The sequence below is a fragment of the Thioclava sp. PTB-PU3-1 genome, from assembly GCF_055666785.1.
The window spans coordinates 2,501-17,049 of sequence record NZ_JBVNVL010000005.1 but is presented as its reverse complement, the minus strand read 5'-3'; the positions used below and the strand labels follow the sequence as shown (position 1 = coordinate 17,049).

At 59.7% G+C, this 14,549-nt stretch carries 8 protein-coding genes, 1 tRNA gene and 2 rRNA genes (1 of these 11 cut by a window edge); 7 read left to right on the top strand and 4 right to left on the bottom strand.

All coding sequences use genetic code 11. The features are described 5' to 3' along the window. Positions 1-412: 412 nt before the first annotated feature. Positions 413-1,159, bottom strand: coding sequence for a substrate binding domain-containing protein (locus tag ACZ7GB_RS13830; RefSeq protein ID WP_472159121.1), 747 nt, complete (start codon positions 1,157-1,159; stop codon positions 413-415). A 127-nt stretch (positions 1,160-1,286) separates the two neighbouring features. Here ACZ7GB_RS13830 and ACZ7GB_RS13825 point away from each other — a divergent pair, with 127 nt between their 5' ends. The 7 genes from ACZ7GB_RS13825 to ACZ7GB_RS13795 all read left to right on the top strand — a co-directional run bounded on the left by ACZ7GB_RS13825 (position 1,287) and on the right by ACZ7GB_RS13795 (position 11,493). After that, the gene (locus ACZ7GB_RS13825; RefSeq protein ID WP_472159120.1) at positions 1,287-1,637 is read left to right on the top strand and encodes an MFS transporter; all 351 of its coding nucleotides are present in this window, start codon (positions 1,287-1,289) and stop codon (positions 1,635-1,637) included. Positions 1,638-2,079: 442 nt separating this feature from the next. Beyond that, a complete protein-coding gene (locus ACZ7GB_RS13820) occupies positions 2,080-2,880 on the top strand; it encodes a helix-turn-helix domain-containing protein (protein ID WP_240496874.1) in 801 nt (266 codons plus the stop codon). Between the two features lie 147 nt (positions 2,881-3,027). Then, positions 3,028-3,405: an antitoxin Xre-like helix-turn-helix domain-containing protein gene (locus tag ACZ7GB_RS13815; protein ID WP_472159118.1), complete on the top strand. Its 378-nt coding sequence runs from the start codon at positions 3,028-3,030 to the stop codon at positions 3,403-3,405. A 419-nt stretch (positions 3,406-3,824) separates the two neighbouring features. Further along, entirely contained in the window at positions 3,825-5,309 is a 1,485-nt protein-coding gene (locus tag ACZ7GB_RS13810) for a plasmid recombination protein (protein ID WP_472159117.1), read from the top strand. A gap of 792 nt (positions 5,310-6,101) precedes the next feature. Further along, entirely contained in the window at positions 6,102-7,112 is a 1,011-nt protein-coding gene (locus ACZ7GB_RS13805; RefSeq protein WP_472159115.1) for a hypothetical protein, read from the top strand. A gap of 78 nt (positions 7,113-7,190) precedes the next feature. Further along, positions 7,191-9,368 carry an AAA family ATPase gene (locus ACZ7GB_RS13800; protein WP_472159114.1) on the top strand — a complete coding sequence of 726 codons (2,178 nt, stop codon included), beginning with the start codon at positions 7,191-7,193 and terminating at the stop codon, positions 9,366-9,368. 433 nt (positions 9,369-9,801) lie between these two features. Continuing rightward, a complete protein-coding gene (locus ACZ7GB_RS13795; protein WP_472159373.1) occupies positions 9,802-11,493 on the top strand; it encodes a recombinase family protein in 1,692 nt (563 codons plus the stop codon). Here ACZ7GB_RS13795 and ACZ7GB_RS13790 read toward each other — a convergent pair. The 3 genes from ACZ7GB_RS13790 to ACZ7GB_RS13780 form a co-directional block, all read right to left on the bottom strand. Beyond that, positions 11,450-11,526: transfer RNA gene (locus tag ACZ7GB_RS13790), tRNA-Met, on the bottom strand. The genes ACZ7GB_RS13795 and ACZ7GB_RS13790 overlap by 44 nt on opposite strands. Positions 11,527-11,722: 196 nt before the next feature. Continuing rightward, positions 11,723-11,837 (bottom strand): 5S ribosomal RNA (gene rrf, locus ACZ7GB_RS13785). An 85-nt stretch (positions 11,838-11,922) separates the two neighbouring features. Continuing rightward, positions 11,923-14,549: ribosomal RNA gene (locus ACZ7GB_RS13780) — 23S ribosomal RNA — on the bottom strand (it continues 205 nt past the right edge of the window).

Here is a 14,549-nt window from a genome sequence, read left to right as displayed (position 1 = left end):
GCACAGCAGCATTCGGACCGTGATGCCAAGGTCGGCTCAGGGCCGAGGTGGTCAGTCTCGCTCAGTCGCACGCATCGCAAAGCACTGCCCCGTGCGGGGCGGGGCCGCCGCAATGCAGGCACTTTGGAGCATTCTTTCGTCTATTGATCTCCTCTTGTCTGCGCTGTTCGTCAGCCCATTTTTTCGTTGCTTCGTTTGACATGTCGTCACTCCTCCTTGCGGTGTGGTTAAGATATCGACGGCGAAGCTGGCAAAAGTTGGGCGTTTCGTGGAGTGCCGGAAGCGGATGTGAGTGTCCGCTTTCGAGAAGATGCAGGTCATCAATGGCTGCCCGGGTGATCGGCGGCTTAGGGCCGGGAAGTGGATAGGCATTATTGGCAGGCTTATTCAAGCGCTCTGCGGATTGATCCCGTTATCGCGTTCCGCAGACCTCATTCAGCCAGTCGAGAAATGCCCCAAGTCTTCGAAGCCCGGCCGCGCGGGTCATGTAGACGGCCTGAACCGGCAGCGGCTCGACGCTGAGCCTGCCCGGAAACAGCTCGACCAGCCGCCCCTCGGCAATGTCGCGCGCCACCATGAAATCGGAAAACCGCGCGATCCCGAGACCGGCGCAGACGAGCGCGCGGGCCGCCTCGCCATTCCCGGCGGTGATCGAAGGCGCGAGCGTGATCGGCTCGGCGTCGTCATCGAAACGCAGCTCGTTTATATGGGCGGGGCTTTGGAAGCGCACCTGCCGCAGCCGCGTCAGATCTTGCGGCGCCTCGGGCCTGCCCATGCGCGCGAGATAATCCGGCGCGGCCACGAGCCGCCACACCGCATGGCCCAGGGGACGGCGTAGCAACTCGCTGTCGCCCAGCGTGCCCATCCGGATCGCGACATCGGCCTGTGCGCCAATCAGGTCGACGACGCTGTCGGTCATCTCGATGCTGATCTCGATTTCGGGATAGCGCGCGGTGAAATCGGGCAGAGCGGGGGCGAGCACATGCAGCACCCAAGGCACCGGCGCGTTGATCCGAAGCGGCCCGCGCGGTGTGCCCCCTTGCGTCGCGAGATCGGCCAGCGCCTCGGTCCGGTCGACGATCTCGCGCGCGGCTTCGAGCAGATCGCGCCCCTCCGGGGTCAGTTCCAGCGCCCGCGTCGTGCGGCGCAGAAGGACCACCGAAAGCTGCTCCTCCAATCCGGCTCACCGCGCGGCTCAGCGTTGAGGGCGCCACGCCCCAGCGCCGGGCGGCTTCGGCGAAACCGCCCGCCTCGACGACGCCCACGAAGGTCGCCAGATCGCGGGTTTGCGGCAATTCGCGCTGCTGGGGCTGAGCCTCGCCACGCCCTGGGCCGCCATCGCGGTGGTGCTGTTCTGGGGTGGTTTCGCCTTCGGCAACGTGCCGCCCCTGCAGGCCTATGTTGTCGATATCGCGCGCAGCGTTGCGCCGGGGGCGGTCGATGTGGCCTCGGGCCTCAATATCGGCGCCTTCAACCTCGGCATCGCGGGCGGCGCCTGGATCGGCGGTCTCGCGGTCGACCAGCTCGGCCTGTCGGTCACGCCCTTCCTCGGCGCGGTCGTCGTGCTGGGCGGTCTGGCGCTGACCCGGTTGAGCGGACGTCTTGCGGAGAGTGCGTTTCCACATCCAGCGGAGTGAAACGGTTTGAGCCTTAGAATTGGGGGCGGGCGTGCGCAAAAAGACAGAGGAGCGCCCGCCCCTCCCTCACGCTCACCAATCTTGCAGCCCGATGCCTATCGCCTGCTTGATACAGGCTTAAGGCAGTATTCGAAGTCACTTTCGACTTTCACCACGGTCTGACACCGGACTTTCGCTACACTTGGCACTAACGTCCGGTTCGGGCCGAGAACAGCCTCGCGCTGCAGTTCTACTCACCAACGGCTATCGTATCCGACTCGTCACCAACGTCTTACGATCTGGCGAACGGCAATCGATCCATGTAAAACCATCGTTTCATTTCCAACGTCACTTTCAGAAACATAGTTTGACACTCCCCGCCCTCCCTCTACGCGCCCGCCGCCGCGCACTCGGCCACACTCAAGCCGCTGTCGCCTCATCAGCGGGCATCAGCATCCCGGCCTTGCGCAATCTAGAGACCGGCCGCGGCGCGATCGGCTCGCTTGCGCGGGTGTTGCCGGTTCTCGAACTGCGCTGGTCTTGGGTGGACAGTGCAGCTGTCGGCCCGGCGCTGGCGGAGCGGCGGCGCGCCGCCGGTCTGAGCCAGAGCGCGCTGGCTATTCGGGTCGGGTGCTCGCGGCCGACCATCCATGTGCTAGAACGCGATCTGACGGGGCGGATCGAGACGTTGCTACGGGTCTTAGGCGTGCTGGGTCTTCGAACAGCGGTCAGAGAGCTACCGCGTGCCAGCAAGCCCGGGCTCGTGCCCATGCGGAACGCACCGGAGCGGGATCGCGTGATGACGCCCCCTGCCCTCGCCGCCACGATCATCGCGCATTTCGCCGATCGGATCTCGGGACATATGCTCGATCCGGCGCGGGGTGCGGGGGCATTCTACGATCAACTGCCCGAGCATCTCGACCGCTCCTGGTGCGAGGTGGAAGACGGGCGTGACTTCCTCGACTGGGAGACAGCGGTCGACTGGATCATCACCAACCCGCCCTGGTCGAAGATCCGAGCGTTTACGCAACACGCGATGATGGTGGCCGATCATATCGTCTGGCTGGTGCCGATCGTGAACATCACGACCAAGGCCCGGCTGCGGGATCTTCGGGACCACGGCTTCGGGATCGCGGAGCTGCTGCTGATCGACACGCCACGCGGTTGGCCGCAGAGCGGGTTCCAGCTGGTCGCGGCCTATCTGAAGCGCGGCCACGAGGGCGACTGGCGGATCTCGCGGCTGGATGCGTTGGCCGGAGACTGAGCGCACAAACGCGCCGCTACCACCGGCGCGGCATCGGCAAAGTTTGCGTGAGATCGGAGATCGGTCCAGACTGCGGCTCAACGAACCTGCCGCAGACCGCGCCGCATTCCACAGGCGACAACACGCTTACCGAGAGAGTTCCCCCCCATGACCGAGTTCACCGCAGATCAGAGGGCAGCTGTCGGGCTCAAGGCCTATGGTCGCATCATCGCGCAATGGGGGCTGTCCGCGCCGGAGGCCGCCGCGCTCGTCGGGCTGAGCGAGGCGGACATGGCCAAAGCGCGCGATCCTGATGAGACCATTAGCCTCACCGAAGATCAGGTGCTGCGGCTCTCGGCACTTCTCGGGATCTACAAGGCACTCGGCACCTATTTCGAGGAGCCGATCGCACGTGCCTGGATGACGCGGGCCAATGCCGGGGCGCTCTTCGTGGGCGCGCGGCCGGTCGATGTCGCGATCGAAGGCGGGTTGCCGGCCTTGCTCGAGATCCGGCGCGAGTGCGAGGGCATCGCGATGGGGCTCTGACCGCCCCCCTCTCGAGCCACCCCGCCCCGAATAGGTCCCAGCACACCGATCCCATCCCAGCACATCGCCTCGTCTGCGGCGTGCCCCGGGCGGGCCGTTTGCATCTCGTCGCGCGCTGGTGCGACGCTTTGGCAAGGATGGCGTGCCATCCGCGCAGTTGGGTCGAGATCCTGCGCCAGCGGATTTCGACCCGACGGAGCGCCTCCCCGGCGTAAGGGGCAGACGACGGTAGCTTTAGCTACCTACAGTCTGTCGCTGTATCTAGCCCCCACCGGGGCCGTTTTCGAAATAGAATTTCGCAAACGTTATCAGCATCCTAGGTTATCCCCACCTTCGCTTCAAGATGACCGGATTCCGTTTCGGATTTTCGCTGAGCCTGTATAAATGAGCAGCCATGATCGCAATTGAAGAGGTGCGCCGTGGCCTACCAGTTCGTCCATATTCAGACTTACAGCCTCAAGCCGACCTTGGTTCAGAGAACGAAGGATCACTACAACGACCTTAATCAGGTCTTCGGCGAGGCGCTGCGAGACCAGCGATATTCCAGCCACATCGCGACGCCCCGCCCGCCTCAGATCCTGACTGGCTTCGGCTTGATCGCCCCGGCTGAGCTGCGTCGTCTCCATGATGCGCATCGGACCGAGATCCGGGAAACCGTGCGCAAGAAAGGCGGTGGCAGCTACGAGCGGGGGCTGAAGACGGACGCACCGACGCTCTATACCGAGATCCATTCCCACCCGATCACCTCAGCTGAGTATCTTAGCGGCTCGGAACAGATCACCGCCGAGATCGAGACATGGGCCGATCGCCTGCTGAGGGATTTCCGGGCAAGAATGCCTGAAGGCCTCTCCGCCTCGGCGGTGATGCATCTCGACGAGAAATATGTCCATATCCATGTCCTCGCCATCAATCTGACAGATCCGAAACTCAGCGCGAACAAGCTGCATGTGGGCAAGGTCGCAGCCGCAGCATGGCGCACCGCCCATGGTCCTGCTGAGGCACTCACCTCCCTGCCCCGTCCGGAGCCCTTGTCGCGGCCGTTGAAACCCAAGCGCCCGAAGCCGTCGAAGAACCGTGTGACTCAGGCCCGGCGCATGAGCCACTATGAGGAGCAGATCGCTGCGTGGCAGGAGCGCTGCGCCGAGATCGAGCGGCAAAACTCCGAGGCACTCGCGACTTGGACCTTCGAGAATGACCGTCACCTGCTCAAGGCGCGCAAAAACAAAACTGAGAAGAACTCTGAAAAGGCAGCCTATGAGGCCGCGATGGCGTCCTTTCAGGACGACTATTACGAGGCCGTCGGCAAACCCTGTGGCCTGCTGCGCCACGGCCCCCGGAACGAGCGGCTCTCTACAGTGCAATATGCGGAGCGCAAGGCGCATGCACGCCATATTGCGGAGGTTGAAGCCGCACAGCGGGAATTGGATCTTTCGAACAAGGAAAAAGCGGAAACGTTGGAGAAAGCTGAAGAGGCGTTGGGCGAGCGGGTCGGCGAACTGAATGAGAATTTGGACTGGGTCGAAACGGAGAGAGAAAAGCTCGCGCAGCGAAAGCAGAAGGTCGTGGCGCGAGAGAACGAAGTTGCCGAGCGGGAGCGCGCCGCAGAACGCCGCGAGCAGGTCGCGACGCGGAAGCTTCAGGAGTCGGAGGACGGTCTCGGGACGATGCGCGACATGCTGGGCATGGTCGAGGATGGGCGGTTTCTTGAGATGAATGAACCGGATCAGTTCCTCCATCGGGCCCCGAAGTTTCTGCAAGAGATCGCAGCTACAGAGCCTGGCGAACGCAGCCCTGTCCAGAAGATGGTCATCCGCTTCGCAGACCTGTTGCAACGCGTCGTCACGGCGATGGGCGGCGGCCCGGATAAGGCGCCGCCCGAGACCGACAGGGGGCCGGGGCTCTAAGCCCTACCCGGCTTGCCGATCACGGTGCGTTTTGGTGAAAGCAGCACCCCCGCCTCGCAGCCTTGCTCACGACCTGCCGCGCTCACCAGACCACCGTTTGGAGCTTGCTGGCGGACGCTCTCTGCCACAGACGGCGGGAAACCCAGACCATACGTAGCTGGGCGAGCTCGTTGAGGTCGATGGTGGACAGAACGATCCTGAACGATCGGTAGAAGAGAAGACGCCGAAGGCCGAAATCTAAGTTGCAGACGGCACAGCTTCCGCTGCGCGCAACGCGCCCTTTCACGTTACTTGGGCAAGTAGCCATTCTCTTTGAGATAGTCCGTCAAAAGCTTCTCAATCAACGATGTGAGCGATCGTTGATCATCCACTGCAGCGCGATCCGCCGCATCCTTCAAGGTCGGAGTGATCCGGAGATTAACTTGTTTGGTCTTCGGCTCTCGCGACATTTTTGTATATACATCCTCTTTACATTCTAAAATTCGGAGTATATACAAATGCTATACGCCGAAACTGGTCCTCGCCAATGGTTGCAACATCGACGAGGACCGCCAATCCCTGATCTTTCGTGGAGACCAGACAATGACTATTCAAGCCAATACCACTCTCAACGGTGACGTCAAAGCGCCTGAGCGCCACCAGCCTCTGAAGACCGAGCTGTTCGACCAGAACGCTTCGTTCATCCTCTCGCTCGCCTAAGCGCCCTTCTCTTCCATCACTGCCCAGAGCGACCGACCTGCGCCATCTCTTGGACGCAGCGCGTGTCCCTATGCGCTTAATTCAGAGGTCACGATGACTCATAACGTTTCTCCCCCCACCCCGCAGTCGCCCTTTGTCATCCCACCCGGGAACCACCCCCGTCTCTATATTCCGCGCCGTTCGCGTTCCGCTCCAGCCGAAGCGTGGCAGGAGGTTTCCGGCGAAATCCATGACGAGTGGATCGAGATCGCGATGGATAAGGGCTTTCGCATCGATCGCCGAGTGCGCGATCGCTATCACGTAGTCCTCGAATGTGAGGAATGCGGAGCGCATGTTGCACAGAAGCTCTTCACCCTGCGCACCGCAAGTGTCGCCTGCACAGCGTGTGAGGATGCTCGGCGACGCGAAGCAGCGAAGTTGGCCGGTCTCAATTTCCTCGGCTACGACATCACCGACGCCAGTTACGGTTTCTATGGAGCAAGCTGTGGCCACACCTTGCGCCGACAGTTCGAGTTCGTCGGACGGGCTGCTCGAGGCGAAGTGGAAGCGCGCTGCGAGATTTGCCACCTCGCGCGCGAAGAAGACGAAGCGATCGAGAGAGGTTGGGAGCGGCTCGGCGCGGATCTTGCGAATGACCCGAATTACCGCATGTATCGGCACGAATGCGGCCATGAACAACGGGTTGCACGCGCCAACATGCAGAGTGGACATGTCGATTGTGGTGCCTGCGGCGCATCCTGGTCTGCGCGATCTTCCGTCATTTATCTCCTCGATATCCGACACGGCGAGGATCATGTGTTGAAGTTGGGCTACAGCAATGACCCCGAGCGCCGCCACCGCTATCAGCTCGGCATTCCCAAAGATGCTTTGGTGACGATCCTGCGACAGGTCGAAATGAAATCCGGAAGCGTTGCCTGCTCCGCAGAGAAGACAATGCACGGCACCCTTACGCGTCACCTTACCGAAGCGGTCGTGCCGCAAACGGAGTTCGGGCATCTCCTGAATACGACTGGCGAAGTATATCGTCCCTGGGCCCGCCCGGAGATCGAGAGCCTTCTCGATGCAGTCGTGCTCGCGCAGGTCGGCGGCGGGGATAAGGTCTAAGAACCTCCAGCTAGCTTTCTTCCCTTTCCCACCCCGGCTCTTGCCGGGGTGCATCTCCTCTCTGCCTGGAGCCGCCTTATGAAGAGAACCAAAATCACCCCCGCGCCGCCTTGGGCACCCTTTGCGGAAAACGTCATTGCCCGGCTTCGGTTGCGCCATGCGCTGACCACAGACAGCGCATGCGGAAATCCTGGAGAATGGGAGTCCAGTTTCGCGGAAGAACCCAATGGGCCAGTGTCTGCTGAGGACTGGGAGACCGTGAGAAAATCCCCAAGAAGAGATGCTTCATCTCGCTCATCTGCCGCCCACCAAGGGGCCTCGAACGGCGATGCCAGCCGCCAAGACGCCAGAGCCGCCGAGCCAAGCGGCGAGCATGACGACCAATCGAACGACATCGCGATCCCGACGAACGAACTCTTGATCGCTCTGCAACTTGCGGCCGCATTCGGGAGCGAGACCGAGTTCCGCGAGCAACTCGCTCAAGGAGCGATCACCGTTCTCCACGGCCTCCACACGGATGACATCAAATTCCTGACGTCCGTCATTGAAGACGCGATGTTGCAACCGGGTTGGGCACTCGAAAGAGTCGTTCGCGGCTCGCCGCACCAAACGCTTCTCTTCGCGGAAAGCGGTGTTGGGGCCGCACTCCTCCCGGAGCGGCTCGCGCTTCGTGCGCCGCTCTTCATTGCCCATATCGCCTCCCGCGATTTGCCCAATGCCTACCTGCGTCCGCCCTGCAAACAGGTCACGCTATTACCGCCTGACGCGGATGTTTTGATGTTTCTGCTTCGTGCGAGCCGCGGGGACATGGAAGCGATCGACGAAGAGGCAATTCGCGCCACTCTGCCCTCGCCCGAAGCGATGGCCAAATTCAGTCGCGAGCAGTGGTTGATTGCACTACGTGCACTGACACCCCACGCGGTCGCTGAGCGGTTCGCAGGCTTCACCGAGAACCGCGCAGGAAAGTCTTTCTCGGGAAGGGTCCTACCTGATCTTGAGGCCATGGCAAAACGCACTCCGGTTCACGCGGAAGCGTGGCGGATGGTGCGAGATCTCGCTGCCTGGAAGGCAGGAGAGGTCGACTGGTCGGAACTTACACGCTCGCTTCTCCTTCATGGCGCACCCGGGACCGGCAAGACTTGGATTGCCCAAGCGATGGGCAAAAGCGCCGGCGTCGCCTTGGTGCAGACCAGTTTCGCGGAATGGCAAGCCGAAGGACACCTCGGTCACATGCTGGCCGCTATGCGGAAAAGTTTTGCCGAAGCGCGCGCGGCGGCGCCTTGCGTCATGTTCATCGACGAGATCGACGCCGTGGGCAGTCGTGAGGATCGTGATCCGCGCAACAGAAACTATCGCGACCAGGTCATCAACGCATTCCTTGAAGAAGTCGATGCGCTCTCCCGCGAACCAGGCGTCCTGCTAGTCGGTGCCTGCAACTACCCTGCCCGCATTGATCCAGCGATCTTGAGGCCGGGACGGTTCGACGTGTCGCTCGAGGTGCCGCTACCTGATCGTCAGTTTCTGGAAGCCATGCTACGTGACGCGCTGGCTGGAATGTTAACCGACGCGGATTTCGCAGAAATCGCGCGCGTCGCCGTTGGACACACGCCTGCCTCGCTCGACGCTGCGATCCGGGCGGCAAAATCCGAAGCTAGGCACAATGGCCGAATGCTCGATGCACCGATGCTGCGGACGTTTCTGGGGCATGGCGAAGAGACATCAGGAGACCTGAAGCGTATCGCCATGCACGAGGCTGGGCACGCTGTTGTCGCCGATCTTCTTCGTCCCGGCTCAGTTCGCAGGATCCAAGTTTCGCCACGTCATGGCTTTATCGAGCGTGCGCCTGCTCCTGTTTCGATGGTGCTAAATGACATCGAAGACCAGGTCGTAGCACTCCTCGCCGGCCGAGCCGCAGAGCATGTCCTTCTCGGCGCAGTGTCGAACGGATCCGGAGGTGGGAGCCGATCGGACCTCGCGCTCGCAACCGAACTCTGCACCGCCATTGAGCATAGATACGGAATGGGGAGCGAAGGGTTACTGTGGAGCCCAGACGATGTCCTCACCGTTGGGAGCCCGTCCGCGCTTCGTTCGCGCGTCCGGCAGCGGCTGGACACCGCATGGCAACGCGCATGCGGTTTGGTCCGTGAGAATGCGTCAGCAGTCGAGGCGCTGGCTGCTTGCCTCATGGAAAAACGTGAGCTTGGAGAAGATGGGCTGACCCGGTCGTTTCGACCGCACGATCGCCTGGCGACCTGAATAAATTGGACGACGTCCTAGTCGTGGCTAAATCCCGCAAAACGCACTCTTGGAAAAACTTTCGTCTATCGAGCCGCTCGGCAGTCATATGCCACCGCCTGCCAGCAGCTTCACGCGTTCCTTGCCAAGAGTGTAAATTCCCTACTTTCGAGTAGGTTATCCACATTCCTAGCTCGCAGGGAGATGGTATCCATGCGCTTCTTTCCTCCCGACGAAGTAGACTACTCCCATCGGCAGTATGCTCAGATGGATCAAGATTTTGGGACGACGGGAGAAGCGAAAAGAACCGGTGATCAAGCGGGAAGCGACCGCGAGTGGGACTTCTGCGCTTGATCCCCACTCTTCGCCGCATCCGTCACTCATCGAAATTGCACGTCTTCTCGCGCGGCAAGCGACACGGGAGTATCCCACCCCCGAGCCGGAGAAATGATAAATGTTCAGATCCGATCCGCTTCGTGCAGCCGTCTATGCACGCTATTCATCAGACTTGCAGTCCCCTGCCTCGATCACCGACCAGATCCGGCTTTGTCGGCGATTTTGCGAGGAACATGGCTGGACGGTCGTTGAGGTTTTTTCAGATGAGGCCATGAGCGGGGCCTCTCATCTAAGGCCGCAATTCCAGCAACTGCAACAAGTAGCAATGCAGGATCGTTTCGATATCTTGGTTGCGGAAAGCCTCGACCGCCTTTCGCGCGACCAAGAACATATCGCAGGACTGCACAAGCGCATGCGCTTTCTCGGCGTGGCAATACACACGAAAGCCGAAGGCGAGATCAATGAGATGCACATCGGCCTTGGCGGAACGATGTCAGCACTGTTTCTGCGCCAGCTCGCCCAGAAGACCCATCGCGGCCTCGAGGGACGCGTCAGGCAAGGCAAGTCAGCGGGAGGCCTCAGCTTCGGCTATCGCCTCGATCGAAACGCTCTGCCCGATGGCTCTCTGAGCACGGGCGATCTCGTAATCGAGCCGACCGAGGCTGCCATCGTGCGCCATATCTTCGAACGCTTTGCTTCTGGAGAGAGTGCTCGGGCGATCGCATTCGAATTGAATGAGCGCAACGTCTCTGCCCCGCGTGCCGCGAAGGGCAAAACCGCTGGAACCTGGTCATTCTCGACGATCTCGGGCAACCGCAAACGGGGCACCGGGATCCTCAATAACGAACTCTATATCGGTCGACGTGTCTGGAACCGGCAACGGTTCATCAAGGATCCTTTGACAGGGAAGCGGCAGGCACGGCCTAATCCACCCCAACAATGGGTCATCGAGGACGTTCCAGATCTGCGGATCATCGATGACGATCTATGGGGGCGCGTGAAAGAGATCCAAGAGGGCGTCCGAGCCGCCATCAAAGCCGATGATCGCCCGAACGCGTTCGGTGCCGCGAGGCGGCCTACGCATCTTTTCTCGGGCCTGCTCAAATGCGGCTGCTGCGGCGCGAACTATATTCTCGTCAACAAGGTCAAATATGGCTGCTCCGCCGCCCGCAACCGGGGAACCTGCGCCAACCGTGCGCTGATCCGTCGGGAAGAGATCGAAGCACGCGTTCTCGAAGGGCTCAAGGCACATCTTTTGCATCCGGACCTGATCGCGGAATTTGTCGCGGAGTTCCAACAGGAGATGCGCAAGGAGCAACGCTCAGCAGAGCACACTCGCAAGACTTCGGAACAGCGCCTTACACAAGTTGACGCCGAGATCACCAATCTCGTGAATGCGATCACCGCCGGTATGTTCCACCCGAGCATGAAGGAACGAATGGACGCGTTAGAGTCCGAGAAGTCCGAGCTCCGGCACAAGCTCGCCACGACGCCAACGCCCGATCCCGTCATCATCCATCCGGCTGTTGCGGAGATCTATCGCAGCAAAGTGGAAGATCTGACAGCTGCGCTCAATGACAGCGATAGCCGCAGCGAGGCGACGACAATCCTGCGTGGCCTCATCGAGCAGGTTGTTCTGCACCCGGACGCGGACGCACCCGGCGGCCATGTGATTGAGCTTTATGGGGAACTGGGTGCGATCCTGGGATTGGGGGATGGCACAAATGACAAACCCCGCCTTGGTTTGGGCGGGGTGTCGAATTCGTTGGTTGCGGGAGTAGGATTTGAACCTACGACCTTCAGGTTATGAGCCTGACGAGCTACCGGGCTGCTCCATCCCGCGTCCGTTGAGCGTTTGCCCTTTTTGTCAGGTTATGAGCCTGACGAGGCGATCGCGTTAGGCAAACTCTCGAGGAGAGTTTGTAGCGATTGCGGGCTGCTCCATCCCGCGTTTGTTTCCCGAGGGCTTTATGTTTTTGCGATCGGGATTTTGTTTGTCATCGTTGTTTGAGAGATGAAGTTTTATCGCTTCTTTCTAGGTTTGGCGGTGACCTACTCTCCCACGTCTTAAGACGCAGTACCATTGGCGCGACGGCACTTAACGGCCGGGTTCGGAATGGAGCCGGGTGTTTTGCTCGTGCTATGACCACCAAACCGAGGAAGAAGCGATGAAGTTCAAGTCAAGTTGCTATGCAGCTTTTGATTATGATCGGAGCCAGAGGTCTGGCTTCTACCGGATCAAATCAAGCCAATCGGGCAATTAGTACTGGTCAACTGAACGCGTTGCCGCGCTTACATCTCCAGCCTATCGACGTGGTGGTCTTCCACGGCCCTCAAGGGATACCTAGTTTTGAAGGGGGCTTCCCGCTTAGATGCTTTCAGCGGTTATCCTGTCCGGACATAGCTACCCAGCACTACCGTTGGCACGATAACTGGTCCACCAGTGGTCCGTTCACCCCGGTCCTCTCGTACTAGGGGCAACTCTTCTCAAGTATCCTACACCCACGGCAGATAGGGACCGAACTGTCTCACGACGTTCTAAACCCAGCTCACGTACCTCTTTAAACGGCGAACAGCCGTACCCTTGGGACCTGCTCCAGCCCCAGGATGAGATGAGCCGACATCGAGGTGCCAAACGGTGCCGTCGATATGGACTCTTGGGCACCATCAGCCTGTTATCCCCAGAGTACCTTTTATCCGTTGAGCGATGGCCCTTCCACTCGGGACCACCGGATCACTATGGCCGACTTTCGTCTCTGCTCGACTTGTCAGTCTTGCAGTCAGGCTGGCTTCTGCCATTGCACTCAACGACCGATTTCCGACCGGTCTGAGCCAACCTTCGCGCGCCTCCGTTACACTTTGGGAGGCGACCGCCCCAGTCAAACTACCCACCACGCAGGGTCCCGGATCCCGATAAGGGACCGCGGTTAGACATCAAGCAGGCGAAGGGTGGTATCTCAAGGATGGCTCCACGAAGACTGGCGTCCCCGTTTCAAAGCCTACCACCTATCCTGCACATCACATGCCTGATGCCAGTGCGAAGCTATAGTAAAGGTTCATGGGGTCTTTCCGTCTAACCGCGGGTAGTGTGCATCTTGACACACAGTTCAATTTCGCTGAGTCCACGTTTGAGACAGCGGGGAGATCGTTACGCCATTCGTGCAGGTCGGAACTTACCCGACAAGGAATTTCGCTACCTTAGGACCGTTATAGTTACGGCCGCCGTTTACCGGGGCTTCAATTCGGAGCTTGCACTCCTCCTTTTAACCTTCCGGCACCGGGCAGGCGTCAGACTGTATACGTCGCCTTACGGCTTCGCACAGCCCTGTGTTTTAAGTAAACAGTCGCCACCCCCTAGTTTGTGCCCCCCACCCTCACTTGCGTGAGAATGGGGCCTCCTTCTCGCGAACTTACGGAGGCATTTTGCCGAGTTCCTTAAACGTGGTTCTCTCAAGCGCCTTGGTATTCTCTACCAGTCCACCTGTGTCGGTTTCGGGTACGGTCCGATAGTGGGGCTATTTCCAGGAACTGCTAAGCGGCCCACACAATCCGATAAGTGTGAACAACCCTCGCAATCCGTCACCACCACATGGCCCAGGAATATTAACCTGGTTCCCATCGACTACGCCTTTCGGCCTCGCCTTAGGGGCCGGCTTACCCTGCTCAGATTAGCTTTAAGCAGGAACCCTTGGACTTTCGGCGACAGGGTCTCTCACCCTGTTTGTCGCTACTCATGTCAACATTCTCACTTCTGATCACTCCACCGGATGCCTTACAGCCCGGCTTCACAGTCAGAACATTGCCTCCAATACTCCCGAAGGAGATAAGGAGGCAGCGTTCTATATCACAGAACGCTCCGCTACCACGCACATCACTGTGCATCCAAAGCTTCGGCTCATGGCTTGAGCCCCGTTACATCTTCGCCGCAAGACCTCTTGACTAGACCAGTGAGCTGTTACGCTATCTTTAAAGGATGGCTGCTTCTAAGCCAACCTCCTGGTTGTTTTGGAAGTCTCACATGCTTTCCCACTTAGCCATGAATTGGGGGCCTTAGCTGTTGGTCAGGGTTGTTTCCCTCTCCACGACGGACGTTAGCACCCGCCGTGTGTCTGCCGATCAGTTCTTCCCGGTATTCGGAGTTTGCTTAGACTCAGTAAGGCTGTGGGCCCCCATCATCCATGCAGTGCTCTACCCCCGGGAGAATACAATCGACGCGCTACCTAAATAGCTTTCGCGGAGAACCAGCTATCTCCAGATTTGATTGGCCTTTCACCCCTAGCCACACGTCATCCGGACCCTTTTCAACGGGTGTCGGTTCGGCCCTCCAGTGAGTGTTACCTCACCTTCAGCCTGCACATGGCTAGATCATCTGGTTTCGGGTCTGATCCATCGAACTCATTCGCCCTGTTAAGACTCGCTTTCGCTACGCCTACACCTAACGGCTTAAGCTTGCTCGATAGACCAAGTCGTTGACCCATTATACAAAAGGTACGCCGTCAGAGCTCAAGGCTCCTCCGACTGCTTGTAGGCGTCCGGTTTCAGAAACTGTTTCACTCCCCTCGTCGGGGTGCTTTTCACCTTTCCCTCACGGTACTGGTTCGCTATCGGTCAGTAAGGAGTACTTAGCCTTCGAGGGTGGTCCCCCGATCTTCAGACAGGATTACACGTGTCCCGCCCTACTTAATACGTCCAATTGAACTTCCCATACGGGGCTGTCACCCGCTCTGGCTGATCTTTCCAGATCATTCTGGTCATTCTCATGGCTCGGCTGGTCCGCGTTCGCTCGCCACTACTAGCGGAGTATCTGTTGATTTCCTTTCCTCCGGGTACTTAGATGTTTCAGTTCCCCGGGTTCGCTCTTATAAC